The following is a 25,301-nucleotide window of genomic DNA, read 5'->3' as shown; positions in this document are numbered from 1 at the left end:
CATGGCACCGATCGAAGTGGTGATCGCAGGCGGTGGCCTCGGCGGCCTGACCGCGGCGCTCTCGCTGCGGCACAGAGGAATTCAGGTGACGGTACTCGAGGCCGCTGCCGAGCTGGGCGAGGTGGGCGCGGGAATTCAGACCGCTCCCAATGCCAGCCGTATCCTCATCGCCCTCGGGATGCGCGAGAAGCTCGAAGCGATCAAGACCGAGCCGATGGATCAGGTGCGCAGGCGCTGGGAGAACGGCAAGGTCATCGCGCTCACCGCGCTCGGCGAGTACTGCAAGAAGACGTTCAACGCCCCGTACTGGCACTACCACCGCGCAGACCTGCACTCTGCCATCCACGCTCAGTGTCTCGACCCCGACGGCCCCGGCCCGGTCGTGGTGTTCGAGACCGATGCGAAGGTCGTCGAGGTCGATCGCACCGACCCGATGCGGCCCGTCGCGGTCACCGGAGCGGGACGTCGGTACGAATCGGATCTGCTCATCGGAGCCGACGGAATCCGCTCGACGGTACGCGATCTCATCGGTCTACCCGATACGCTCGTGTTTTCCGGCGAAATGGCCTATCGCGCACTCATTCCGGGTGATCGCATCGTCAAGGATCCGGCTACTCGCTGGCTCGTCGACCGATACCAGAGCACCATCTGGTACGGACCGGACCGGCACCTGGTGCACTACATGATTCGTAACGGCGAATACCTCAATGTCGTTGCGCTGGCCCCGTGTACCGACGAGGTCCGCGACGGTGGGCCACGGCTCGTCGGACCCGAGGAACTGATGGGGACATTCCCGGATTGGGACGATCGCGCCCACGCGATGCTCTCCAAGGCTGACGAGAACGTGCTGTGTCAGGCGCTCTACTACCGCAGGCCCGACCCGCGGTGGACCGACGGCCGTGTCGCGCTGCTGGGCGATGCCTGCCATGCCATGCTGCCGTATCAGGCACAGGGGGCCTCGCAGGCCATGGAAGACGCGGCAGTGCTGGCCGAGGAGCTCGCGAAGGTCACCCCGAGCGGGATCGACGAGGCGTTGGCGCGCTACGTGTTTCGGCGGGCCAGGCACGCGCGGATGGTGCAGGACGCGAGCCTGCAGAACAAGACTTTTTATCACATACCCGATGGACCCGAGCAGCAGAAGCGGGACGCGACACTGGCGTCGTTCGATGGGGAATCCGACATCTCGTACGACTGGCTGTGGAGCGGTACCCCGCTCGACGACAGCGACGACGAGAAATTCCATTACTCGTTCGTCCGATGACGACCTCGGACCACAACACCGCGCCGGAGGCTGCGATGAAGACTGGTGATCAGGTAGTGCAGGAACTCCCCTGGAAATGGGGTGTGCAGGGCAAGATCTTCATCATCGGTGGGCTGGGCTACATGTTCGACGCCTGGGACGTGGCGCTGAACGGCTTCTTGACCCCGCTGCTCGGAAGCTACTGGGACCTCTCCCAAGCCGAGCGCGGTCTGGTCGCCACCGGCAACCTGATCGGCATGGCCGTCGGAGCCGTCGTGTGGGGCACGATCGCCGACCGAGTCGGACGTAAGCGTGCATTCTCGTTGACGCTGTTGATCTTCGCGCTGTTCTCGGTCCTCGGTGCCTTCGCGCCGAGCTTCGAGATCTTCATCATTCTGCGGTTCCTCGCCGGGTTCGGCCTCGGTGGCTGCATCCCGGTGGACTACGCGTTGGTCAGCGAATTCTCACCGCGTCGCATTCGCGGCAAGATCCTCTCTGCCATGGATGTCTGGTGGCCGATCGGTGCCACCATCTGCGGCGTCGTCGCCACGCTGCTCGTCCCGATCGACGGCGACGTTCGCTGGCGCTACATGCTGCTGTTCATGGTTCTGCCTGCGCTGCTGCTGTTCTGGGTTCGACGCGGTATCCCCGAGTCACCGATCTACCTCGCCAAGGTCGGCCGTGAGGCCGAGGCCCGCGCCGTCATCGACGACATGGTGACCCGCACCGGATCCGAGGCAGTCGACTACGTCATCGTCGCCGACACCGCCCCGAAGGGACCGGGCGGCATGAAAGCAGCTCTGACGCAGCTGAAGTCGGTCTGGCGATACAGTCCGCGGATCACCGCCGCAGCCTGGATGCTGTTCGTATCGATCATGCTGCTGTACTACGCAGCGCTGAGCTGGATGCCGTCGATCCTGCGGGCCGAGGGCTACGGGGAATTCGCAGCCTTCGCCGGTACGACGCTGATGACCGGAGTCGGCATCGTCGGTGTGCTCACGTCGGCGTTCATCGTGGAGATCTTCGGACGCAAGTGGGTCATCGGACTGTCCGGCCCGATCGCGGGTAGCGCGCTGGTCATGTTCGCCGTCATGCTCGACATCCAGTCGGCTGCGCTGATCTGGCTCGGCATCTTCGGATTCGTCATTCAGCTGACCATCCCGGTCCTGTACTGCTACGTCTCGGAGTTGTACCCCACCAACATCCGCGCCTCGGGATTCGGGTACGCGTCCTCGGTCAGCCGGGTCGCAACCGGCTTCGCGCCGCTGTTGTTCGGCTCCGTCATGTGGCCGATCCTCGGTCTGCCGTTGACCTTCGGCATCGTCACCGCGTTCGTGTTGTTCGCGGTGATCTGGATGGCGTACTTCGCACCGGAGACCAAGGGACGCGAACTCGACACCCTCGTCGACGAACCCACCGAGGTAGTCGCAGGCGAGGCTCGGGTCTGATGAAGCCCGCACAGTTCGACTACCACCGGGCGCGCGATGTCTCGGGTGCAGTGCGGCTGCTGTCCGAGCTGGGCGAGGACGCGAAGATCATCGCCGGAGGCCAGTCCCTGGTCGCCATGATGAACTTCCGCCTCTCCCGGCCCGGGCACCTGGTCGACGTGGGTGGGTTGAACACTCTGCAGTACATCCGCCGAGAATCCGACGGCTTGCACATCGGAGCACTCACCACCCACCACGACGTCGAATGCGGCGACGTGGGAACGGACTTCGGTGTCCTTCGCGAGGCGATGCGGTGGGTGGGGCACTACCCGATCCGTACCCGCGGGACCGTCGGGGGCAGCATCGCCCATGCGGACGCCACCGCGGAATGGTGCTTGTTGGCCATACTGCTCGACGCCCGCATCGTCGTCGAGAGCGTGCGGGGGCGGCGAACCGTCGAGGCGGACTCGTTCTTCTTCGGGTACTACTCCACCGATCTCGCGTTCGACGAGATGATCGTCGAGATCGTGTTCCCGAACCCGGCACCGCACGCTGCGGTGACCGAATACGCCGAGCGACAGGGAGATTTCGCAATCGTGGGCGCAGCGGTGTCCCTCGATCTCGACGGCGTGGCCGTGGTGGGCGGGCGGGTTGCCCTCGCGGGAGTGGGAGCAACTCCCGTGCGATCGCCGGCTGGGGAAGCCGTCCTGGCCGCAGGCGGGACCTTCGCGGACTGCGCGGACGCCGCAGCCGAAGCACTGGAACTGGAGGACGAGGGCATGGTCACCGCCGAGTACCGCCGCACCCTGGTGCGCACGTTGGTCGCCGAAGCGTGCAGCGACGCACTGGTATCGCAGGGGGTGCCCACGTGAGCGTCGATCAGGTTCTCACGCCGAAATTCGTCGGCACCTCGGTCGCACGCCGCGAGGATCCGCGCTTGCTCACCGGTCGAGGCAGATTCGTCGACGACATCGCGATGCCGGGAATGTTGCACGCTCAGTTCGTCCGCAGCACCGTCGCGGCCGGATCGATCACCGATCTCGACGTCGGTGATGTCGCCGGAGTCGAAGGAGTGCGCGGCGTATTCACCGCGGCGGACCTGGACCTGCAGCCGATCCGCGCCGAATTGTCGCGTCCGCTCAGCGAATTCGTGCCCACCGACATGCCCGTGCTGGCGCACGACGTGGTGCGCTACGTCGGTGAGCCACTGGCCATCGTCGTCGCCGCCGATGCCTACAGCGTCGAGGACGGGCTCGAGGCGGCACGAGTGTCGTACCGGACCGTCACCGCCGTCACCTCCGCAGATCAGGCCATGTCCGAGGGCGTGCCTTTGGTTCACGATTCGGTTCCGAAGAACATCGTCGTGGACGTGCAGATGTTCGCCACCGACGGCGTCGACGAGATCTTCGACGACGCGCACACCGTCGTGTCCGTGCGATCACGCACCGGCCGCCAGAACGCGCTTCCGCTCGAGACCCGTGGATGCATCGCGTACTGGGACGATCGCGACGAGCAGCTGATCATCTACATCTGTACGCAGGTTCCGCACCAGGTTCGTACCGTCACCGCGCAGTGCATCGGGCTCGACGAGCGCCAGGTGCGCGTCGTCGTACCCGACATGGGCGGCGGCTTCGGGCAGAAGTGCGTCGTCGGACGCGAGGAGATCGCCGTCGCCGCAGCTGCGTTGAAGCTCCGCCGTCCCGTGAAATGGATCGAGGACCGCAAAGATGCACTGACGGCGTCGTTCCTGGCGCGCGAACAGCAGTACGACGTGCGAGCAGCATTCGATTCCGAGGGACACATCCTCGGCCTCGACGCGGACGTCGTGTGCGACATGGGCGCGTACTCCTGCTACCCGTTCACCGCCGGCATCGAGCCGCTGATGGCCTCAGCGGAAATGCCAGGGGTGTACCAGGTTCCGGCGTACCGGGTGCGGGGCCGTTCCGTGTTCAGCAACAAGGCACCGACTGCGCCGTACCGCGGGGTGTCCCGCCCGCAGTACGTCATGGTGATGGAGCGGTTGTTCGAGCGAGCGGCCCGTGAGTTGAACCTCGATGCGGTGGAGATCAGGCGGCGCAACGTCATCACCGCTTTCCCGTACACGGGCGTCAACAACATCACCTACGACCCGGGCTCGTACCTCGAGGCGCTGAACCTGTGCGAGCAGACCCTCCGTGACGGCGGTTGGTACGACCTCCAGGACCGGGCAACCGCCGAAGGCCGGCACATCGGCATCGGATACTCGTGCTTCAGCGAGCGAACCGGCTACGGCAGCAGCGCATTCGCGGCGCGCAAGATGAACGTGGTGCCCGGGTTCGACATTTCGGAGGTCAGGATGGACACCTCCGGCACGGTCGTCGTGACCACCGGAACGATGAGCCACGGACAGAGCCACGAGACCACGATGGCGCAGATCGTCGCCGATCGCCTCGGCATCGGCGTCGAACAGGTCAAGATCGTGCAGGGCGACACCGATCGGATCACCTACGGCTTCGGCTCGTTCGCCTCTCGCTCCATCACCATCGGCGGCAGTGCGGTGGCGTTGGCGTCGAACAAGCTGGGAGACAAGCTCTGTGAGATCGCAGCGCACCTGCTGGAGACTCGCGACGACAACGTCGAGTTGGCATCGGGGCGCGTACGTCAGCGCGACGACCACTCGAAGTACGTTACCTACCGGGACATCGCCGACGTCGCGTATCTGAAGGCGCAGCTGCTGCCGAAGGGCGTGGAACCCGGATTGTCCGCGACGGCAAGCTTCGACGTGTTCAACGACGGCACCTTCTCCAACGCCACCCACGGCGTTGTGGTCGAGTTGCACGAGGGCACCGGCCGAGTGGAGATCCTCAAGTACGTGTGCGTCGAGGACTGCGGCGTCGCCATCAACCCCAAGATCGTCGAGGGCCAGTGCCGGGGTGGGATCGCCCAGGGCATCGCCGGGGCGTTGTTCGAGCAGGTGTCGTACGACGATCACGGAAATCCACTGTGTGCCAGCTTCATCGACTACAAGGTGCCGACTTCCTGCGAGATCCCGGACATCGAGATCCACCACCTCGAAACTCCCTGCCTGTTCACCGAATCCGGAGCCAAGGGAGCCGGTGAGGGCGGAACGATCGGTGCACCCGCCGCCGTGCTCAACGCCGTCAACGACGGATTGCGCTCCACCGGAGTCGAACTGAACGACACACCGATCACCCCCGTGGCAATACAGGCAGCACTGGCGAAGGGCAGGCCGTGAGCAACAAACAACTGATCGAACTGAACGTCAACGGCACCGTCCGTGAGGTGATCACCGAACCACGCCGCACTCTGGTCGACGTATTGCGCCACGATCTCCAGCTCACTGGAACCCATGTCGGCTGCGAACACGGCGTGTGCGGAGCCTGCACCGTGCTGATCGACGGCAAGCCGGCCCGCGCGTGCCTGACGTTCGCAGCGCAGGTGGAGAACTCGGACATCGAGACCGTCGAATCACTCGGCATCGACGGTGAATTGAACGATCTGCAGCAGGCCTTCGCAGACCACCACGGTCTGCAGTGCGGATTCTGCACACCGGGGTTCCTGATGTTGGCCGAGGGCTACCTCGCCGACAACCCCGATGCCACCAAGGAACAGATCCGCGAGGTGGTGGCGTCGAACTACTGCCGCTGTACCGGGTACCAGACCATCGTCGAGGCCATCGACTCGTGCGCCGAGCAGCGACGCTGCGCCGGCTGTGTGAACGGAGTTCTCAAGTGATACTGACCAATACACTCGATATCGACGCGTCCGCCGAGGACGTGTTCCGGCTGATCAACGACGTCGAGAAAGTCGCGACCTGCGTACCGGGGGCGGCCATCACCGGTAAGGACGGCGAGACCTACCTCGGCGGTGTGAAGGTCAAAGTGGGCCCGATCAGCGCGTCGTACGCCGGCACGATTCGGTTCCTCGAGGTCGACGCGGAGACCCGCACGCTCACACTCGAAGCCAAGGGGGCGGACTCGCACGGCAACGGCGACGCCGAGGCCCAGGTCGATCTGGCGGTCGAGGCGCTCGGTGATCGTTCGCGGTTGACCCTGAATACCGATCTGGTGATCAGCGGAAAGATAGTCTCGTTCGGCAAGGGCGCGATCGTCGCGGTGTCGAACAAGGTCCTGCAACAGTTCGCCGTCAATCTCGGTGCGCTGCTCAGTGGTTCGGCCACGGCCGAATCGACCACGCCTGCAGCTGTGAAGGCTGCTGTTGCGAGCCCGATGGGCGGCGAATTGAACGCGATGAGCCTGATGCCCGAACCGGTGCGCAAGTACGCACCGATCGCGGGCATCTTCCTCGCGGGAATGGTCGAGGGCTGGCTGGTGTCCAGGGCCTTCGGACGTCGATAGTTCAGCTGCGTACCGCGTTCGAGATTCTGTCGACGACCATCGCAACGGCACTCGGAACCGGCTCGATGACGTCCACGTCGGTGCGCAGTGCCAGCCGCCGGGCCGAATCGCTCAACGGACCGCCGCCGATGACGACCGCCGTCGCTCCGGCGCCGACTGCTGCATCGACCGCTGCTCCCAGTTCGACGACGCTCGATGCGAGGTCCTCGGCCAGGACCAACGGCGATGACGCGGTGAGGAACACACCCGCGAAATCGCCGTCGGGCACGGTGGCACGGGTCAGTGCATCGAGTTGGGGGGCGAGATCGGCTGTGGTGGTGGCGATCGCGAAGCGCCGACCACCTCGTGCAGCGTGCAGGATTCCTGCCTCGCCGATCCCGGCGACCGGAATGTCGACGAGGGTTCGGAGTTCGGCGGCACCGGGATCACCGAACGCGCCGACGATCACCGCTGCCGGGCCATGGTGCTCGATCGCGTCGAGGGCCGCGGTTACGACATCCGGTCCGGCAGCACGCAACTGTTCGGTGCCGGTGATCATCGCCGGTCCGTTACCCGCGGTGACCCCGACGACGGTGAATTCTGTGTCGTGGACACAACGCCGCGCGACGTCGACGAGCAGCTGCGTCGTTGCAGTGTTCGAGTTGGGGTTGATCACGAGAATCTTCACTGCTCAGCCATCTTCCGGCATCGGTTGTCCGAAGGTCTCTTTCGGGAACTGCACGGCAATCCCGCACACGATGAACAGGCCGGCCAGCATCGCGAACATGGCACCCACGCCGGACGAGTCCAGTACGGCTCCGGCAATGAGCGGGAACAGTCCGCCGGAGAGGGAGCCCAGCGCCAGGATCACCGACGTCGCGAGGCCACGGATTCGTGTGGGGTACTGCTCGGGTGCAAACAGCCAGATCGTCGTGTTGAGGATGATGACCGAGAAGTTGAACAGGGCACCGAAGAACAGGACGAGGCCGATGGACGTTGCGAAGAAGCCGAATCCGAGCCCGGCGACGATACCGAGCACAGCGCCACCGGTCAGCGTCACCTTGCGGGGGAGTTTGCGAGCGATGAGTGCGGCGGTCAGCGCGCCGATCAACGACCCGGACTGCATCACGAGGGTGTACCAGAGCGCACTCGAGATCGACATTCCCCGCTCGGTCAGGATGACGGGGATCAGCGTGAGCATCGAGATCTGTGCTGCGTAGGACATGCAGACGGCAATGCCGAGGGCGAGAGTGCTTCTGCGGTAACGCTGCCCGAACATCTCCGTCCACCGTGCGCGCGGTGCGGCGTGATCATCGACCGTGGTGTCGACGTTCAAGTACTGAACCTCGGAGTCGAGGGTGCCGCGAAGCTTGCCCTGCGCCAGGCGGTTGATGACGGTGTTGGCCTCGGCCACCCGGCCCGTCGCTGCGAGGAAGCGAGGTGTTTCCGGAAGCGAGCGGCGATAGAACACGACCGCGAGTGCGGGCAGTACCAGCAGACCGAACAGCCAACGCCAGCGGTCGTCACCGGTGAAGATGGCGAAGACGATGACCCCGAACAGTGGGGCGAGCATGTTGCCCAGGCCGGCCGCTGCGACGTTGATCATGCCGACCGCGGTACCGCGGTGCTTGGCGGAGAAGAACTCGGAGAGCATGATCACCGCCACAGCGATTTCACCGCCGAGTCCGAGACCGACCAGGAATCGAGCGCCCACCAACACCTCGTAGTTGGGTGCGAATGCGCACAGTAGCGAGCCGAACGCGAAGACGAGAAGGTTTGCGCCGAGGAGGGTTCGACGACCGAAACGGTCCATCACCGCTCCGGCCAGGATTCGCCCGAGGGCGACGGCGGTGAACGTCGCGGTGTTCAGCAGTCCGATCTCGGTTCCGCCGAGGCCCCAGGATTCACGCAGGAGCGGTCCGGTGATGCCGACGGCATTCTGTTCGATGGCATCGAAGAACACACCGAACAGGACCATGGCGACGATGCCGAAGTGCGCTGTGGTGAGGCCGATCTTCGAGTACGACGCCTCGATCTGTTCACTGAGGCTGCCGGCCTCGGGCGGTGGGTCGATCGGTGACGGCTTCTCGTTCCTGGTCGGGACGCTCATCCCAGTGCCTCTCGCTAAGTGGTATACCAACAACGGAGAATTTACGGAGCATTGGACCGCGAATGGTTTCTCGGCGGTAACGCTTGCGTTTCCAGGTCCTCTCACCTGGCTCTTGCTGTCTAGGTCTTCGTTGGACAAAGCTTGCCGATGACGCTGGCGGATGCGCGGTATACCTACAGTTCGCTGGTATACAAGCATCATGGCATCCACGGAAGGTCGCGAATCGCTGTCGCGATCGGTGTTCGACGCGATCAGAACACGCATCCTCGACGGCCGCCTCCGGCCTGGTGAAACGCTGAGCGAGCGCAATCTGGGAACCGAGTTGCAAGTGTCGAGGGTCCCGATTCGCGAGGCGCTTCCATTGCTCGAAGCAGCAGGGTTGGTGACGCTGTCGCCGCGACGCCCTGCCGTGGTGACAGGAGTGACCAGAAGTTCCGTCGACGAGTTGTACGACATCAGGTCCGCGCTCGAGCCGCTCGTTGCTCGCCGGGCAGCGTCCGCTGTGGCGGCGGGCGCGGACTCGTCGTCGTTGGTCGACGCCGTGTCCCGTGCAGGTGCAGCGCTCGACCGGGGTGATCTGCTCGAATTCCATCACGCGAGCTCGGGGGTGCACTCGGGGATCGAGGCATTGTCCGCCAACCGGCTGTTCCCGGTCATCATGGAACCGTTGCGGGAGCGCAGCAATCGACTCAACATGGCCAATCTCGAACGGGACCCGTCGCTGCGCCACGGGGAGCATGTCTCCCTCGTCGACGCCATCGCCAAGGGGGACACGGAATTGGCTGCCGCTGTTGCGTTCGCACACGTCGAATGGGGCCGAGCGCGAACGTTCGAGACTCTGGCGCAAGTTCCGGGCTACGACCCACAGCACTGAGCCGAGTCCGCGCTACTCAGCGCGACGCGGGCAGTCCTGCCGCGGTAGGTCCAATGGGCGGTGACTGGGCGATGACGGGGCGGTGCTCATCACCGTGATGCCCATGAACGTTTCTCGAAGCGGCCGGAGGGAACCGATCGGGGCACACTCGCGTCAAACCCGATGACGCCGATTCACCGGGCGTCGCCACGGTGCAACTCGGGGGAGCGTTATGACAGTGAATGTGGATCCAGCGATCCTGCGGCAGTTCTCGAATGTGTTGTCGGCAACTGGCGGGGTGATCCGTGAGGTGGATGCTCTTGCTCCGTTCCGTGCGTCGGAGAATGCGTTGCAGGGTAGTGACTTTCACGCAGCATGTGCGGCGGCGGCAGCTGCGGCGGCCGGAGCTGTTGCAGCTCTGGCCGGGCGGGCCGAATGCGTCGCGGACATCGCCCGCGGCGTCGCGCAGAACTACGAGATCGCCGACGACGAACTCGCCCGCCGCCTCGCAGCGATGGACCAGCCGAAATGACCCCGACGGTCCCGCACGTCGCGGGTTGGGAGCCGGAGTCGATGCGCAAGACGATGATCGAGTTGTCGGAGATCGTCGAGCGCGTCAACGGCCAGCGCTCCGGAGTGCTGGAGGAGCAGGACGTACTGGCCGAGACGTGGACCGGTGAAGCAGCCGATGCCGCAGCCGAGCGTGTGGTGAGCGAATGCTCTCGGATGAGCTCGGTGTGCAGTGAAATCGATTCACTCGGTAGAGCATTCGAGACCGCAGCAGGAATGGTCGATGCTGCGAAGGCCCACCTGCAGGCGCAGGTCTCGGCGGCGACGGCGAGCGGGTTCGCCGTTCGGGCCGACGGTGTAGTGGATCCCGACGGGATGATCGCATTGATACCGGACGTCCTGGGTGAAGAAAAGATACGGAAGGCCGACGAACTACGCTCTGCTGCAGCGCAGTTGACCGAGGATATTCAGGGAGCTCTGAGACAGGCCGACAGGGCCGCACTCGACGCTGCGCAGCAGTTGGCCGAGCCCACGAAGCTGCTGACCGAGATTGCGCTCACCAACCCGACCGGGCAGCTCGTCGAGAACCCGGACGGATCCTTCTCGTGGATGCCGGATTGGCCGACGACCGTTGCAGCCACCGTCATCGGTGGTATGACCGACGTGACGAGGAGGACTCTCGAACTTCCGGGTGTCGGTTCCGTCGACGATGTTGCCAAGAACATCGGTCGGGGGTTGGGGGCGTTCGGCGCGGTGGCGGGAACGGTGCCCTCGATTGGCCACGATATCGATGAGGGGGTGAGCCCCGCTGAGGCGATTGCGGTCAATACGGCGAGTACCGCCGCCGGCCTCGCAGCTGCGAGCTACGTGACCGGTGCCCTGGTGGGAGTCGGTGGTGCCGCGGGTTCGGTGTTTCCCGGGCCGGGCACGGTTGTCGGTGCTGCCGCAGGCGTCGCGTTGGGTGCCCTGGTCGGGGGCTCCGTCAGCCACGGCGTATCGAAGGTCTTCGAATGGACACTGCGATGACCGATCGTGAGGACACAGGCGCTTACACGCCTGCGACAGCGAATCCGGGACCTGTGTGGGTGCGGAGGTGGCGCAGTGTCCACCTCGGCTGGCTCGCAGCAGTTTTCGGCATCTGTACGGCAGTGGTGGGACTGCTGGTTGCCGCTGTCCCTGTGGTTGCCAGGACGGGCGTAGGCGGCCTCCTGGCACTGTCGTGGCTCGCGTTCTTCGTGCTCCTTCCCTTGGGGATGGCGGTGCCGATGTCCGGCATCGGAGCTGCGCGATTGTCACGTTTCGTGCGGCGGGTCGACGTTGCAGGCGTCGGCGCAGGTCTGTCGGTGCCCGGGCGCGGGGACTTCGTGGTCCGGGCAGGTCTACTCGCCTTCGCGTCGGTGGTGGGGCTGTCCTACTTCGTATTCAGAGATGACGGACCGGACCCTCGTCAAGAGAGGGCCGAGTTGCTGACGGCGATAGGCGCGCCGGCATGCCTGGTGTGGTTCGTGCTCGGGTTCGTCATCGTCAACCGCACCAGGATCTCTCTGCACCCCGAAGGTATTGTCCAACAGATCTATCGACGTCGTGGGTGGAAGGTGTCGAACGACGTGAAGGTCGTGCCCTGGAGCGACATTGCGGATCTGCGCCTGGAGGAGCATCCGAATCCAGCAGTACCGCACCGAGGTGACCTGCCGGTGATCAGAGTCCCGCGCCGATCGAGCGAGACCGACGAACCGGAGCTGGTCATCATGGCGTGTGAGAAGAAGGTCGAACCGAATTCGCTGCTCGCGCTGCTTCTGTGGTGTCGAGACAATCCCTGGGCTCGTGCGCAACTGGGCCACGACGATGCGCGGGAGTTGCTGCGCCCACCCAGGCTGCGCGAGCGTATCCGCGCCGACCGTGCCGCATCCACTGTCGGTGGAAGGAACACTGTCCAGTGACGGTTCGACAAAGGACGGTATACACCTATCTCCAGCAGCAGGGTGTCGAACTGGCACCGGTGCATCGCGACGAATGCGACAGGTTCGGGCTCGAGCTCCCGGTGCTACCGGACTGGGAGGCTGTTTCAGAGCTTCACTTCCCACACGCCACCGCGGTGCTGTGCTCGCCGGCGAACGCAGTCGACGGATTCGTACCGAATGCGGTGGTTCTGGTCGGGAAGCTCGCACGGTCGGTCGACCCGGATGCCCTACTGGAGTGCGGCTTCGGAGACGCGCGGGCACTGCCCGGCTGGGTCGAGATCAGTCACGACCGAGGTTCGTTCTGCGGTCTACCGTCCGTCTCGATCGCGGGTCGCTACGACTGCGCCGGTCGGTTGCTCTTCGCCCGGACCCGGTACGTCGTCGTCCACCACATCGTCGACCAGTACCTGGTTCAGGTGACGGTCACCGTGCCGGATTCGCTACGACAGACATTGTCCTGTGTTGCAGATGAATTCGTCGACGAGGTGCGTATCGGTCGACGCTAGCGAATCGGTAGTGCGCGCAACAGCGCCGCAACGTCCTCCGTATCGCCGAGGGAGTCGACGATGTCCTCGATGACCGCGGTATCGGATTCGCCGACCAAGCGGGCGATCTTGGCGCGCACCGCGCTGTAATCCATCGGAAAATGGTCGATGTCGCCCAGCGGATTCGGGGCAGTCGCCGAAAGTGTGGTGCCGTTCCGAAATTCGATCGTCACTTCGGCGGCTCGGCGCTCGGGTAGCAGCGCGTCGAGCTCGCTCGACGATGCGACGTCGACTCGGGCGCTGAACGCTTCGGCCGTCGAGAAGCCCGAACCTCGGGGGTCCAGAGAGTCGACGTCTATCGCGTCGGACACGAACGCTGCGGCCACCACGAACGGCAGCGAGAACATCGCGCCCAACCTGTTCGACGGATGTCGGCGGAACAGGGGTTCCGCCAACGAATGTGTCCGCACGCGAACATGTTCGATGTCGGCGGCGGACCATTCGGCACCGACGCGCAGGCTCTGTACAGCGTCCACGGCGGCGTGTGTGTACGAGCAGCTGGCGTGCTGTTTCGTGTAGCCCTCCAGCGTGAGCCATCGTTCGCCGAGATCCTCGGTCAGTCGGGACGTGTCCAAGGTCCCGACCAGAGCGCCCAGGGTGTGCTCGATGGCCCCCGAGTTGTGGACGACCCCGGATCGGGCGAGCCTGGCCGCGGTCACGCCCGCCCGTGCGGCACCGCCGATCCACAGGTTTCGCGAGAAATTGCCGTCGAGAACCACCGCCCAGGGCGCTACCTGAATCAACGCAGACGACGAGTCGATCGCCGCGGCAACCTCGTTCGCATCGGCACCACGAATCGACGCGGCTGCTGTGGCCGCGCCCGTGGCACCCCAGTGTCCATGGGTGTGCCACGCACTGTGCCGGGTCAATGCCCAGCCGAATCGAGCGGCAACCTCGTAGCCCGCTACGACGGCCGTCAGGAAGGCCCGGCCCGAGATCGGCGTCGATGCCAGCCTGGCCGCGGCGATCGCTGCAGGAAGGACATGCGCAGCAGGATGTCCGGCGGCGTACTTGTTGCCCTCGTCGAGCTCGAGGCAGCACGATGCGATGGCGTCGAGCTCGGCCGCAGTCTCGATGGTGGTGCCGGTGCTTCCGCCTATCGGGTACGTCGATCCTGGTTCCGCGTCCCACTTCTTCCGTAGTTCGACCATCTCGGCGGTGCGGGCACCGGCAAGGGTGACGCCCAGCAGGTCCAACAGAATCAACCGCGCTCGGTCGCCGAGCTGCGCGGGGAGGGGTGACTTCCGTAGGTCGACCATCGCGGTGGCCAAGGCGTCGACCGCGTGCATGTGTTCCGTTGAGCGAAACGCAATTGAACCGTTCATTGGTGGACACTAGAAGGCTCGGAAAGAAAGAGTCAATGATCGAGACGCGCAACCTGCCGACTGCTAGGCTCGGCCTACCGCCGGCGCGAGTCCATACCGCTCAGAACCGTTCCGGCTAGCGAAACGAAACAACGCTGGTGTGAGGTACGCACGCAGCGTCGAACGAGGAGACGAAGCAATGTCCGATCAACTTCTTCGTGCAGTCCAGGGGGGCGTGCGCGCAGTCGATCTCGGTAGACAGTTGAGGGTCGGGATGCCGCAGTCGCCCAATCATCCTCAGTTCTGGCACACCCTGCCGCGCAGACACGGCGACGTGACTCGAGCAGACGGTGGCAGCGCCGCAAACGACATGATCACCACCGGAACGCACGTGGGCACTCACATCGACGCTCTCGCTCACGTCAGCCACGACGGAAAGCTGCACGGCGGTGCCGATGCCGGGCAGTCGTGCCTAGGCGGCAAGTATGTCGAACACGGCGTCCACACCATCGAACCCATGATCCGCCGCGGCGTGCTGCTCGACATCCCGAGGCTCCTCGGTGTCGGTCGCTGCGAGGGCGGGTACGAGATCACTGTCGATGATCTGCAATCGGCATGTGCTGCAGAGAAAATCGAGATCGAACGCGGCGATGTCGTGCTGATTCGCAGCGGATGGGGGCAGTTGTTCGCCGAGGGGTCGCCGTACGTCGGCGGCCCGTCCGGAGTTCCCGGAGTCGGAGAAGCAGGCGCGCAATGGCTGGCGGACAAGGGTGTACACGCTGCAGGCGCAGACACCATCGCGTTCGAGCGGCTCGCCCCCGGCGGTGGTCACGCCCTGCTCCCCGCGCACCGAGTTCTGTTGGTGGAGAGCGGTATCTACATCATCGAAGCACTCGACCTCGAAGAGCTTTCCCAGCAGGAACTGTTCGAGTTCACGTTCGTTCTCGTTCCCCTGAACATCTTCGGCGCAACGGGTTCACCGGTACGGCCGCTGGCGGTGACGTCCGCATGAGCGAACGCACACTTGCGCAGCACCTGGCGCGTTTCGCCGCGACCACCCGCTTTCAGGATCTGCCCGACGCCGTCGTCACCTCGGTCGGGATGCGGGTGCTCGATACGCTCGGGATCGCGGTTGCGGCCACCGACCTCGAGACGAGCAAGGCCGCGACCGCATGGGCCCGCGAACAAGGCGGGGCAGCAACGGCATCCGCGGTCGGCCTCGACGTCGCTCTCCCTCCGGCCCTCGCCGCTTTCGTCAACGGAGTGCTCGCACACTCGCTGGATTTCGACGACACGCATCTTCCATCGATCCTGCATCCGAGCGCCAGTGTCGTGCCCGCGGCTCTTGCGGCCGCTCAGGAGCACGGTGCCGACGGTCGAGAACTCGTCCGTGGCATCGCGATCGGGCTGGAGGTGTGTGTGCGCATCGGTATGGCGGGGTTCGACCCGGAGACCAAGAACTCGGTGTTCTTCGAGCACGGACAGCACGCGACGTCCATCTGCGGTGCGATGGGTAGCGCTGTGGCTGCCGCTGTCATCGGTGGTGCGTCTGAGGAACAGATCGTCGACACGATGGGCATTGCCGCGTCGATGGCGTCGGGCATCATCGAGGCCAACCGCACCGGGGGCACCGTCAAGCGCATGCACTGCGGTTGGGCTGCGCATTCCGCGCTCTCCGCGGCGGGCCTTGCGCGTCATGGGATCACCGGGCCGCCGACGGTCCTCGAAGGACGGTTCGGCTTCTTCCAGGCCTGGCTGCACGAGCCTGGCCGAGCCAACGAGATTCTGGACGGACTCGGCTCCGAGTGGGCCGTTCCCGGAATCTTCTTCAAGCCGTACCCAGCCAATCACTTCACCCACGCGGCAATAGACGCAGGAGCAGCGCTGCGGGCGAGAGGAATCCGGCCGGAGCAGATCGAGAAGCTCGAGCTGGGAGTGCCCGCGGCGAACCTGCGGACCATCGGCGAACCCATCGACGTCAAACGCACGCCCGAGACCGGGTACATGGCGCAGTTCAGCGGACCGTACGCCGTTGTCGTCGGCTTGCTCGGCGGGGGCGGGCTCGGCGCAGCACTCGATGACTACACCGACGAGTTGGCGAAGTCAGCAGATCGGCGAGCTCTGATGGCCAAGGTCGACGTCGTTCCGAACCCGAAGTGCGACGCCATCTTCCCGCACCAATTCCCGGCGGTGCTGACCGCAACTCTGACCGATGGAACAGAAGTGGTCGAAGAGGTGCTCACCACTCGTGGCGGACCCGAACGGCCGCTGACCTTCGGTGAGGTCTCGACCAAGTTCACCAGCAACGCGGGGCCGTTCCTCTCCGACGTCGAGCTGAAGGAACTGGCCGGCCGATGCGATCGGCTCGGGGACCTGACCGACATCGGGACACTGCTCGCACCGTTGACCGACCTGAAATCGACCACGCAGCAATAGGACAGTCGTCCCACCGGCTCGGGCACCGTCACTCGTGTGGCGGTGCCCGAGCTGCAGTTCGGTCGGTTCAGGCCCGGGCGAGGATTTCCCGTGCGCCCCGCACCACTGCCTCGTCGACGAATCGTCCGTTGTCGTCGACGGTCGGTCCTCCCCGAGACACCTCGTACAGCTCCACCAGTCGACGTGCTGTGGTGATGTCGTCCGAGGACGGGGTGAGCGCGGCATTGATGATCGGAACCTGACTGGGGTGCAATGCCGTCCGGCCACGGAAACCCATCTGCACGAAACGGGCCGTGGTGCCGACGAACCCGTCCAGATCGCGAAAATCGGTCGACGTCGGGGCAATCGGTGCTGCCAATCCCGCAGCAGCACAATCGATCACGACGTTCAGCCTAAGTGCGTCGATCATCGATTCCGTCGATTCCGAACGGGTGATCCGTAAGTCCGCGAGGAGGTCGACTTCACCGATCCCGAATGTTCGCACTCTGTTGCATCGAGCCATCTCCGGCAGAGCACGCAAGGAGTGAGCCGTCTCGATCAGCCCGATCAGCTCGACCCCGGGCAGGTTGTGCTCGGTGAGCAATCGGTCTGCGCGCGTGAGTGACTCGACCGAACACTTCGCCACCATGATGCCGGTGACACCGCCTCCGGCGACGGCCTCGAGGTCCTGCGTCATGAATTCGGGGGTGATGCGAATCCAGATCTGGGTATCGGTCGACGGCGTCGAGGCCAACCACCCCGCGAGGTCGGCACGCGCTCGGTCTTTGTCCGCCAACGGAACCGCGTCCTCGAGGTCGATGATCAACGCGTCTGCGGCACCGCCCACGGCCTTGTCGAACAACTCGGGCTTGTTTGCCGGTACGTAGAGGAACGACCGGGCGGAGGTAGAGGTCATCGAGCTGCACGCGCTTCCAGGATGGTGGTGATCGACTGGGCCGCCGCGACGACCTGACCAGCATGAACGATGTGTTCGTCGTCCGCGGACGAGGAGTAGCGGAAAGCGGGGCCCGAGGAGCTGACCGATCCGAGTACGTGCCCTGCGGCGTCGAAGAACGGCGCGGCGATCGATGCTGCACCGGTGTTTCGCTCGTTCGTCGAGGTTGCGTATCCGTTGGTACGGATCTCTGCGAGGCGGGCGCGGAAGCGGGTCTCGTCGGCGTCGGGGGAACTGCTGCGGAGTTCCTGGAAGGCCTCGTCCGCGAATCGATCGGGGAGGAACGCCAAAATCGCTCGGCTCGAGGCTCCCGAGTGCAACGCGTACTGAGGGCCGATCTCGACCACCATCTTCACCTCCTGGGGGCTCTCGTACTGATCGAGATAGACCCGACGGTGCCCCACGAGTACCGACAGCGTTGCGGTCTCGCGTGTGTTCGCGCGAAGCGCGCGCAGCACGGGAGCAGCGATCGACCGGACGTCGAGCTGGCTCCACGCCTTGGTGCCGAGTCCGATCGCCGCCGGGCCGAGGGAATACGTCGACTCGCCCGCAACCGGCTGCACGATCGACCGCGATGCCAGCGACTGCAGAATGCGGTGCACCACAGCCTTGCTCAGGTCGAGAGTGCGAGCGATCTCGGACACGCCCAGTGCCCGATCGGATTGTGCGAAGGCGATGAGCACATCGGCGACACGATCGGCGGACTCTGTTCCCGTCGACGTCTCCAGTGCAGGCCTGCTGACCATAAGTGTCACCTTTCGGATGTGCGTGCGTTCCGCTGAGCGAACCATACCCGTAACAAGAAATTGACGGAAGAGCCTGTTCTGAGGCCGTGATGCGTGCCATACTCGATTTCAGCGAGATCAATCATCAATCTGATGGTGCGCTCAGCGGAACGGTAGGTTCCGCCCAGTGGTTCGACTCGGCGCCGATGGGCGCGGAAGGCAGACTCAACAATGAAGAAGCTCGTAGGCGTGCTGACAGCCGTTGCAGTCGTGGGTGCGGCAGCATGTGGCTCCTCCACCGGCTCGGACGACTCCGGCCCCATCAAGATCGGATCGGTTCATCCCACCACAGGAGCTCTGGCGGGAGTGGGCGGGCTGATGAACGACGGTGCTGCCCTCGCCGTGGCCGATATCAATGCAGCAGGCGGCATTTCGTCCATGGACGGTCGGCAGTTGGAGTTGGTGTCGGGCGACAGCCAGGGCAAGGCAGAGGTCGGACAGAGTGAGGCGCAGCGGCTGATCGACGACGGCGCGGTGTCGCTCATCGGCACGTACCAGAGCGACGTCACACAGAACGTCGCCTCGGTTGCCGAGCGATCTCGGGTTCCGCTCGTGATCGATGTGGCGGTGGACGACAAGATCCTCGACCAGGGTTACCAGTACTCCTTCCGCATGCAGCCAAATGCGTCCAGCATGGGAACCGACGGTGCCAAGGCGCTCGCCGCGATCGAGGAGCAGACCGGTCAGCCGATCGACCGCGTCTCCTACCTGCACATCGAGGGATCCTTCGGAGACAGCGTCTTCAACGCATTCGAGGCCGAGGCCGCGAACCAGGGAATCTCGTCGGTGCAGGAAATCACCTACCCGGCAACGAATTTCTCCGACGCCACCACGCAGGTGCGTGAGGCTGCAGTGTCCAACCCCGACGTCATCGTCGCCACCGGCTACTACCCGGACGGGTTGCTGATCGCACGTGCGGTCGAGCAGCTGAACCTGAACGTCAAGGGCGTCTACGGAATTGCCAACGGCGCGTTCGACGACAGCTCGTTCCCCAGTGACGCAGGTGCCGCAGGGGAGGGCGTGTTGAGCGCCAACTACCACTTCGACGCCACCAGCGACCGCGTCACCGACATCCGCTCGCGGTTCGAGGCCGAATACGGACGCCCGATGGAGACCGCAGCGATGCTGTCCTACCAGGCAGTCGAGGTCATCGCGGCCGGACTGAACGACGGTGCGTCGAGTGATCCTGAGGATCTGCGCGACGCCATCTCCGGCGTCTCGATCGAGGATCCGCTTCTCGCGTTCAACGGACCGATCGAGTTCGACGAGACCGGCCAGAACAAGAACGCCACCGTCATCGTCATGCAGGTTCGCGACGGTGCAGTCGCTCAGGTCTTCCCCGAGGAGTTCGCAACGGACGCAATCCAGTTCCCCGCGGGAGCCGGCCAGTGACGGCCGCTACCTCGACCGCAGAGAAAGCGGGGAACAAAGGTCTCGCGGGGCTCAACCCCGGTATCCCGGTCGCAGCAGCGATCGTCGTCATCATGGCGGTGATCTACCTCGTCGGTGGAAAAGACCAGGGCCTGGTCACGCAGTCGGTCGTCTCCGGACTCCTGCTCGGCGGTGTGTACGCACTGATCTCCGTCGGACTGACGCTGATCTTCGGTGTTCTCGGCATCGTCAACTTCGCCCAGGGTGCGATGCTGACGATGGCGATGTACATCGTCTACACGCTGTCCACCGCCGGGTTGCCGGTCTACGTTGCAACACTGGTCGCCGTTCCGGTGATGTTCTTGTTCGGCATGGTCGTGCAAGCGACACTGTTGACGAAACTGACCATCAGCGGCAGTCACGACGGCCCGCTCCTGGTCACCCTCGGCCTGTCGCTGCTGATCATCAACGTGCTGCTGATGATCTTCGGAGGGCGGCCGCAATCGGTGCAGGCTCCGATCGACGGTTCCCTCGACGTGCTCGGTGCCGTCGCGTCGTGGCCGCGAGTGATCGCGTTCATCGGGGCCGCGTTGGTCGCCGTCGCGCTCACCGCGGTACTGAAGCGGACGCCGCTCGGATTGTCCATCCGCGCAGTCGCATCCAACTCCGAGGGAGCCAAGCTCGTCGGCGTCGACATCGGTCGGGTCTACGCGCTCACCTTCGGTATCGGCGCAGCCTGCGTCGCGGTCGCAGGCGGGTTGATGACACCGTTCACCAGCCTGACGCCGTCGGTCGGAGAACAATTCACCATCCTGGCGTTCGTCATCGTGGTTCTCGGCGGACTCGGAAGTGTCGTCGGAGCCATGGTCGGTGGCCTCGTCATCGGACTCGTGCAGACCGTCGGCGCCCTGTATCTCCCCGGAACAGGTTCGCTGATCCTGGTATTCGCGGTGTTCGTTCTCGTTCTGTTTCTCAAGCCCGAAGGATTGTACGGAGCGCGCCGATGACTACGACAAGAAGCGCACCCACACCGGTGCAGCACGATCCGCGGTTGAAGGACACGTGGCTACGCCGCCAATTGATCACGCTGGTCATCGGATTCGTCGTCGTGGCGGCATTGCCGCTGCTCCTCGGCGAGCAGGCCCAGACGGTTGCCGTGCGCACGTTGATCTTCGCCGTGATGGCCGTGGCGTGGAACATCATGAGCGGGTTCGGCGGCATGTTCAGTTTCGGCCACGCCGCGTTCTTCGGAATCGGTGCGTACTCCGGTGCGTATCTTCTGGTCGAGCACGGAATTTCCCCGTGGATCTCGATGGTGGTCGCGGCAGTCCTCTCGGCCACGGTGGGCACACTCATCGCCTACCTGTGCCTGCGCTACCGACTCGCCGGGTCGTATTTCGCACTGGCGACATTCGCCTTCGCACAGATGTTTCTGCTGCTCGTGCAGAACCTCGAGGTGTTCAACAAGACCGAGGGCTTCAATGTGCCCATCCTGCCGCGTGATTCGTGGTGGATGCTGCAGTTCGAGAAGGGCAGCCCCAATTACGTCTGGATTCCGCTGGTCATTCTGACGCTCGCGGTTCTCGGCACCATCTTCTACACCCGTTCCCGGGCAGGGCAGTTCGTCCAGGCCACCCGTGACGACGAAACCGCTGCAGCCTCGCTCGGTATCGACACGATGAAGTATCGGTTGATCGCCGTGGCGGCGAGTTGTGCGCTGACCGCCGTAGCCGGGGTCTATTACACGCAGTACTACTTCTTCGTCGGTCCCGAGCAGGCCTTCGGTTCGGCGGTTTCCGTCGAAGCGATCGTGCCGGCCGTCATCGGCGGCATCGGAACGATCTGGGGCCCGGTCATCGGTGCCGCCGTGATCGGGCCGCTGTCGGAGTTGATCAACGAACTGCTCAGAAACCCACCCGTCTTCCTCGAATTCCTGCAGGGGACAATCGGATTGGACGTCGCCGCGTACTCGGTGATTCTGATCGCGATCGTGATCTTCCTGCCCAAAGGAATCTTCGGCACGATCCGTGAGAGGTGGAACCGATGAGCTTGTTGAGCATCGAGAACCTGAGCAAATCCTTCTCGGGAATCCACGCGGTACGCGAGGTCAGCCTCGACGTGCCCGAGCACGAATTCCTCGGCATCATCGGCCCCAACGGGGCAGGCAAGACGACCCTGTTCTCCCTGCTGTCGGGTGAGCAGCCCCCGACAGCAGGCCGAGTGATCTTCGACGGTACGGACATCACCGGATGGCCGGCGAGCAAGATCGCGCGAGCCGGGCTGGTACGTACGTTTCAGCTCATGCGCCCCTTCGAGTCGATGTCGGTGCTCGAGAACGTCACCATCGCCGCACTGTCGAAGCGCAAGTCACGCAAAGACGCCCGGCAGCATGCCCTCGACGTCCTCGACCGCGTGCAACTGTCCGACCAGGTCGGCGGCAAGGTCTCGACGATGTCGACGGCAGGATTGAAGAGACTCGAACTCGCTCGCGCCCTGGCCATGGAGCCACGCGTCGTGCTCCTCGACGAGGTTCTCGCCGGGCTCGTCCCGGCCGAGCGGGCACCGATGATCGAACTGCTGCGCACGGTGCATCAGCAGGGCCAGACGGTGTTCTTCGTCGAACACATCATGGCTGCGGTGATGGCCCTGTCCGAACGTCTGGTGGTCATGCACGAGGGGGCGGTGCTCACTTCGGGCGACCCACGCACGGTGGTTGCCGACGACCGCGTCGTCGAGGCATACCTCGGTGAGGAGAAGACAGCATGATGCTCGAAATCGACAACCTGCACGCTGGATACCGCCGTCTGGAGATCCTGCACGGGGTGAACCTCTCGGTCGATCGGCACGAGATCGTCTCCCTGATCGGCGCGAACGGCGCGGGGAAAACGACCACGCTGCGTGCGCTCTCCGGCATGGTGTCCACGTCCGGTGGCAGAATCATGCTGGATGGCAACGCGATTCACGGGATGCGGGCGGACCGGATCGTGCGAGCCGGGCTGGTGCACGTCGCCCAGGATCGGGCGTTGTTCGGCAGCCTCACCGTGGCCGACAACCTCGAGATGGGCGCGTACACCCAGAAGCGCAGCGGCGTGAGGGAATCCCTCGACCAGGTCTACGCCCTGTTCCCCATTCTCGCCGAACGACGAGAGCAGCGGGCCGACACCATGTCCGGCGGTCAGCAGCAGATGCTCGCCATCGGCCGCGCCATGATGTCCAAGCCGCGAGTACTGACACTCGACGAACCGTCCGTCGGGCTCGCTCCCAAGCTGGCAGCTCAAGTGCTCGAGGCGATCGTGCGTATCCGCGACTCGGGTGTGACCGTACTGATCGTCGAACAGAACGCCGCGCAGGCACTCGCGATCTCCGATCGGGCCTACGTCATCGAGAGCGGGTCCATCGTGCTGACCGGCACCGGGCCCGAACTGGCACACGACGAGCGGGTCAAAGCTGCCTACCTCGGTATTTAGGAGTTCACCTCACATGCATCTCTTGGCTTTCACCCCGATCGACGTCGACGCGGCAGAACTGCAGCGCCGGCAGGATCGTTACGACCACCTTTCGCCCGCGGGGATCACCGTCGAGCTCCGCAATATCGGGCCCGACGCGCCGAGCGCACTGGATACCGAACTCGACGTCCGACGGTCGGAACAGGTGCTGTCACAGGCCTTTCGTTCCGTGCTGGACACGCACGCCGACGGGTTCCTGCCCGACTGCGTGCTCGACCCCTGCGCCGAGGAAGCGGATTCGTTCGCTCGGCCGCTCTACGGCCTCACCCGGCTGACGGCCTCGTTCTATGCCTCCCAGGGGCATCGGATCGGTGCATTGGCGAGGAACGACGCCATCGCCGCAGAGCTGGACCGCCGACTCGGGTTCTACGGGATCGTCGCCGAGGCCACCGAAGTACTCGGGCTCGGTGTGCACGACATCGCAGACACCGGCACCTGGGGGAGAGCGGTCTCCGAACACGCGGGCAAGCTCCGCTGCACCATCGCCATCAATGCTTGCTCTGCAGTCGATCTCGTCGATCCACCGACGTCACCGCAGGTGGTGGACCCGACCGGCACGGCGTTGCGGCTGCTGGGTCTGCGTTCCGAGCTGCAGGTCTCCCCGTGAGCGAAGACGGACCCGACCTGGTGGTGGCCGGCGCGGGCGGTGGCCTCGTCGCTGCTCTGCGTGCAGCCGAGCTCGGACTCGACGTGCTGGTCGTCGAGGCCAGTGCGCACTTCAAGCGGGGCAACAACACGGCGATGTCCACGGCCATGATCCCCGGTGCCGGCTCACGGTGGCAGCGTGCGGCCGGAATCGACGATTCGCCGCAGCAGTTCCTGGACGACGTCCTGCGTAAAACGAAGGGCAGTGCCGATCTGCGGCTGGCCTCCACCCTCGCCGATGTCAGTGCCCCGCTGGTGGAATGGCTCGCCGACCACGTGCAACTGCCGCTCACGCTGGTGACCGACTTCGCATACCCCGGCCATTCGCAGTTGCGTTGTCACACGGTCGAAGGCCGTCACGGCAGTGGGATGCTCGAGCACCTCGCGCGAGCGGTCGCCGCCGAGCCGCGCATCGACATGCTGATGCCCGCCCGACTGACCGATGTGTCCGTCGATTCCGACGGGGCCGTCGACGGCGTGACGATCACGATGCCCGACGGCAGCGTCGACGAAGTTCCGACGCGCGCAGTCCTGTTGGCCACCAACGGCTACGGTGCCAACGCAGAGTTGGTGGCAGAGCACGTGCCGGAGATATCCGCGGCGCGCTATCACGGAAGTGAGCACTCCGTCGGTGACGCGCTGACCATCGGGCGCCGTCTCGGTGCTGATTCGGCGTATCTGGATGCGTACCAGGGACACGCGGCACTCTCGAAGCAGGCGACGACTCTCGTCGGATGGGCGACGGTGATGCACGGCGGCGTCGTGCTCGACGCATCCGGTCGCCGGTTCGGTGACGAGACGACCGGGTACTCCGAGTACGCAGCCATTCTGGCCGCCAGGCCCGGATCGGAGGGCTGGGTCGTCATCGACCGCGAGATCTACGACAAGTGTCTGTCGTTCAAGGACTTCCAGCAGACCGTCGACTCGGGTGCCGCGGTGTGGGCCGACGATGCGGACGGCCTTGCTGCCGGAACCGGGCTCCCACCTGCGGCAGTGGCGGAGGAGCTGGCCGCTGTGCAAAAGTATGCACGGGGAGAGGCGTCGGATCCGTTCGGCCGCAGCTCTTTCGAGCATTCGCTCACCGGACCCTACGCAGCCATCAAGATCGTGCCCGCGTTGTTCCACACCCAGGGCGGGCTCGTCGTAGACGAGAACGCACGTGTTCTCCGCACCGACGGTTCCGCCATCACCGGTCTGTTCGCCTCGGGCGGTGCCGCAATGGGCATCTCCGGCCACGGTGCTGCAGGGTATCTCGCGGGGAACGGACTGCTCCCGGCGCTCGGACTCGCATACCTCGCGGCAAGTTCGCTTCGAACACCCCAACTCTTGTGAAAAAA

The 25,301-nt window shown here is 64.8% G+C and carries 25 protein-coding genes; 20 read left to right on the top strand and 5 right to left on the bottom strand.

Features of this window, described 5'->3' with window-relative positions; genetic code table 11:
• The first annotated feature begins 1 nt into the window (after position 1).
• Genes CH283_RS27780 through CH283_RS27755 form a run of 6 tightly spaced genes read left to right on the top strand, consistent with a single transcriptional unit; the run spans position 2 to position 7,025 of the window.
• Complete coding sequence (locus CH283_RS27780; protein ID WP_094639854.1) at positions 2-1,261, top strand: FAD-dependent monooxygenase; 1,260 nt, start codon at positions 2-4, stop codon at positions 1,259-1,261.
• Positions 1,258-2,688 carry an MFS transporter gene (locus CH283_RS27775; protein WP_231893678.1) on the top strand — a complete coding sequence of 477 codons (1,431 nt, stop codon included), beginning with the start codon at positions 1,258-1,260 and terminating at the stop codon, positions 2,686-2,688. The genes CH283_RS27780 and CH283_RS27775 overlap by 4 nt, the downstream gene beginning before the upstream one ends.
• A complete protein-coding gene (locus CH283_RS27770) occupies positions 2,688-3,539 on the top strand; it encodes an FAD binding domain-containing protein (protein ID WP_094639855.1) in 852 nt (283 codons plus the stop codon). The genes CH283_RS27775 and CH283_RS27770 overlap by 1 nt, the downstream gene beginning before the upstream one ends.
• A complete protein-coding gene (locus CH283_RS27765) occupies positions 3,536-5,902 on the top strand; it encodes a xanthine dehydrogenase family protein molybdopterin-binding subunit (RefSeq protein WP_255183384.1) in 2,367 nt (788 codons plus the stop codon). Before CH283_RS27770 ends, CH283_RS27765 begins: the two co-directional genes overlap by 4 nt.
• Positions 5,899-6,402, top strand: coding sequence for a (2Fe-2S)-binding protein (locus tag CH283_RS27760; RefSeq protein ID WP_094639856.1), 504 nt, complete (start codon positions 5,899-5,901; stop codon positions 6,400-6,402). Before CH283_RS27765 ends, CH283_RS27760 begins: the two co-directional genes overlap by 4 nt.
• A complete protein-coding gene (locus CH283_RS27755; RefSeq protein ID WP_068051155.1) occupies positions 6,399-7,025 on the top strand; it encodes an SRPBCC family protein in 627 nt (208 codons plus the stop codon). Before CH283_RS27760 ends, CH283_RS27755 begins: the two co-directional genes overlap by 4 nt.
• Position 7,026: 1 nt before the next feature.
• On the opposite strand, the gene CH283_RS27750 is transcribed toward CH283_RS27755, so the two are convergent.
• Positions 7,027-7,692 carry an aspartate/glutamate racemase family protein gene (locus CH283_RS27750; protein WP_094639857.1) on the bottom strand — a complete coding sequence of 222 codons (666 nt, stop codon included), beginning with the start codon at positions 7,690-7,692 and terminating at the stop codon, positions 7,027-7,029.
• A 3-nt stretch (positions 7,693-7,695) separates the two neighbouring features.
• Positions 7,696-9,114: an MFS transporter gene (locus CH283_RS27745; RefSeq protein ID WP_094639858.1), complete on the bottom strand. Its 1,419-nt coding sequence runs from the start codon at positions 9,112-9,114 to the stop codon at positions 7,696-7,698.
• A 199-nt stretch (positions 9,115-9,313) separates the two neighbouring features.
• Here CH283_RS27745 and CH283_RS27740 point away from each other — a divergent pair, with 199 nt between their 5' ends.
• The 5 genes from CH283_RS27740 to CH283_RS27725 all read left to right on the top strand — a co-directional run bounded on the left by CH283_RS27740 (position 9,314) and on the right by CH283_RS27725 (position 12,944).
• Positions 9,314-9,988: a GntR family transcriptional regulator gene (locus CH283_RS27740; protein ID WP_094639859.1), complete on the top strand. Its 675-nt coding sequence runs from the start codon at positions 9,314-9,316 to the stop codon at positions 9,986-9,988.
• Between the two features lie 211 nt (positions 9,989-10,199).
• Positions 10,200-10,499 (top strand): type VII secretion target, encoded by a 300-nt coding sequence (locus CH283_RS27735; protein WP_082898564.1) that lies wholly within the window; start codon positions 10,200-10,202, stop codon positions 10,497-10,499.
• Complete coding sequence (locus tag CH283_RS27730) at positions 10,496-11,503, top strand: WXG100 family type VII secretion target (RefSeq protein ID WP_094639860.1); 1,008 nt, start codon at positions 10,496-10,498, stop codon at positions 11,501-11,503. The genes CH283_RS27735 and CH283_RS27730 overlap by 4 nt, the downstream gene beginning before the upstream one ends.
• Positions 11,500-12,417: a hypothetical protein gene (locus tag CH283_RS28540; RefSeq protein WP_176460544.1), complete on the top strand. Its 918-nt coding sequence runs from the start codon at positions 11,500-11,502 to the stop codon at positions 12,415-12,417. Before CH283_RS27730 ends, CH283_RS28540 begins: the two co-directional genes overlap by 4 nt.
• A complete protein-coding gene (locus tag CH283_RS27725) occupies positions 12,414-12,944 on the top strand; it encodes an LpqN/LpqT family lipoprotein (protein WP_176460543.1) in 531 nt (176 codons plus the stop codon). The genes CH283_RS28540 and CH283_RS27725 overlap by 4 nt, the downstream gene beginning before the upstream one ends.
• Here the strand turns inward: CH283_RS27725 and CH283_RS27720 are convergent.
• Positions 12,941-14,308 (bottom strand): MmgE/PrpD family protein, encoded by a 1,368-nt coding sequence (locus CH283_RS27720; RefSeq protein WP_094639862.1) that lies wholly within the window; start codon positions 14,306-14,308, stop codon positions 12,941-12,943. The two genes, CH283_RS27725 and CH283_RS27720, sit on opposite strands and share 4 nt — an antisense overlap.
• 178 nt (positions 14,309-14,486) lie before the next feature.
• On the opposite strand from CH283_RS27720, the gene CH283_RS27715 reads away from it, so the two are divergent.
• Together CH283_RS27715 and CH283_RS27710 are read left to right on the top strand one after the other, a co-directional pair.
• Complete coding sequence (locus CH283_RS27715; RefSeq protein ID WP_068051189.1) at positions 14,487-15,299, top strand: cyclase family protein; 813 nt, start codon at positions 14,487-14,489, stop codon at positions 15,297-15,299.
• Entirely contained in the window at positions 15,296-16,723 is a 1,428-nt protein-coding gene (locus tag CH283_RS27710) for an MmgE/PrpD family protein (RefSeq protein WP_094639863.1), read from the top strand. The genes CH283_RS27715 and CH283_RS27710 overlap by 4 nt, the downstream gene beginning before the upstream one ends.
• 67 nt (positions 16,724-16,790) lie before the next feature.
• Here CH283_RS27710 and CH283_RS27705 read toward each other — a convergent pair whose 3' ends face one another.
• A complete protein-coding gene (locus CH283_RS27705; protein WP_068051169.1) occupies positions 16,791-17,618 on the bottom strand; it encodes an HpcH/HpaI aldolase/citrate lyase family protein in 828 nt (275 codons plus the stop codon).
• The gene (locus CH283_RS27700) at positions 17,615-18,403 is read right to left on the bottom strand and encodes an IclR family transcriptional regulator (protein WP_068051171.1); all 789 of its coding nucleotides are present in this window, start codon (positions 18,401-18,403) and stop codon (positions 17,615-17,617) included. The genes CH283_RS27705 and CH283_RS27700 overlap by 4 nt, the downstream gene beginning before the upstream one ends.
• Before the next feature lie 210 nt (positions 18,404-18,613).
• Between CH283_RS27700 and CH283_RS27695 the strand changes: the two genes are divergently transcribed.
• Genes CH283_RS27695 through CH283_RS27665 form a run of 7 tightly spaced genes read left to right on the top strand, consistent with a single transcriptional unit; the run spans position 18,614 to position 25,296 of the window.
• Complete coding sequence (locus CH283_RS27695) at positions 18,614-19,834, top strand: ABC transporter substrate-binding protein (RefSeq protein WP_068051173.1); 1,221 nt, start codon at positions 18,614-18,616, stop codon at positions 19,832-19,834.
• On the top strand, positions 19,831-20,820 hold the full coding sequence (locus CH283_RS27690; RefSeq protein WP_094639864.1) for a branched-chain amino acid ABC transporter permease: 990 nt from the start codon (positions 19,831-19,833) through the stop codon (positions 20,818-20,820). The genes CH283_RS27695 and CH283_RS27690 overlap by 4 nt, the downstream gene beginning before the upstream one ends.
• Positions 20,817-21,860 carry a branched-chain amino acid ABC transporter permease gene (locus tag CH283_RS27685; RefSeq protein WP_094639865.1) on the top strand — a complete coding sequence of 348 codons (1,044 nt, stop codon included), beginning with the start codon at positions 20,817-20,819 and terminating at the stop codon, positions 21,858-21,860. Before CH283_RS27690 ends, CH283_RS27685 begins: the two co-directional genes overlap by 4 nt.
• Positions 21,857-22,579 carry an ABC transporter ATP-binding protein gene (locus tag CH283_RS27680; protein WP_094640033.1) on the top strand — a complete coding sequence of 241 codons (723 nt, stop codon included), beginning with the start codon at positions 21,857-21,859 and terminating at the stop codon, positions 22,577-22,579. Before CH283_RS27685 ends, CH283_RS27680 begins: the two co-directional genes overlap by 4 nt.
• Positions 22,576-23,280, top strand: coding sequence for an ABC transporter ATP-binding protein (locus CH283_RS27675; RefSeq protein ID WP_176460542.1), 705 nt, complete (start codon positions 22,576-22,578; stop codon positions 23,278-23,280). The genes CH283_RS27680 and CH283_RS27675 overlap by 4 nt, the downstream gene beginning before the upstream one ends.
• Before the next feature lie 13 nt (positions 23,281-23,293).
• Positions 23,294-23,926, top strand: a complete 633-nt coding sequence (locus CH283_RS27670) for a hypothetical protein (RefSeq protein ID WP_094639866.1) — start codon at positions 23,294-23,296, stop codon at positions 23,924-23,926.
• Entirely contained in the window at positions 23,923-25,296 is a 1,374-nt protein-coding gene (locus tag CH283_RS27665) for an FAD-dependent oxidoreductase (RefSeq protein WP_094639867.1), read from the top strand. Before CH283_RS27670 ends, CH283_RS27665 begins: the two co-directional genes overlap by 4 nt.
• Positions 25,297-25,301 lie beyond the last annotated feature (5 nt).

It is taken from the genome of Rhodococcus sp. 05-2254-2, from assembly GCF_002259095.1.
Taxonomy (GTDB): Bacteria; Actinomycetota; Actinomycetes; order Mycobacteriales; family Mycobacteriaceae; genus Rhodococcoides.
Note: the sequence above shows the minus strand (reverse complement) of the source record. Positions and strands in the feature narration are given on the sequence as shown.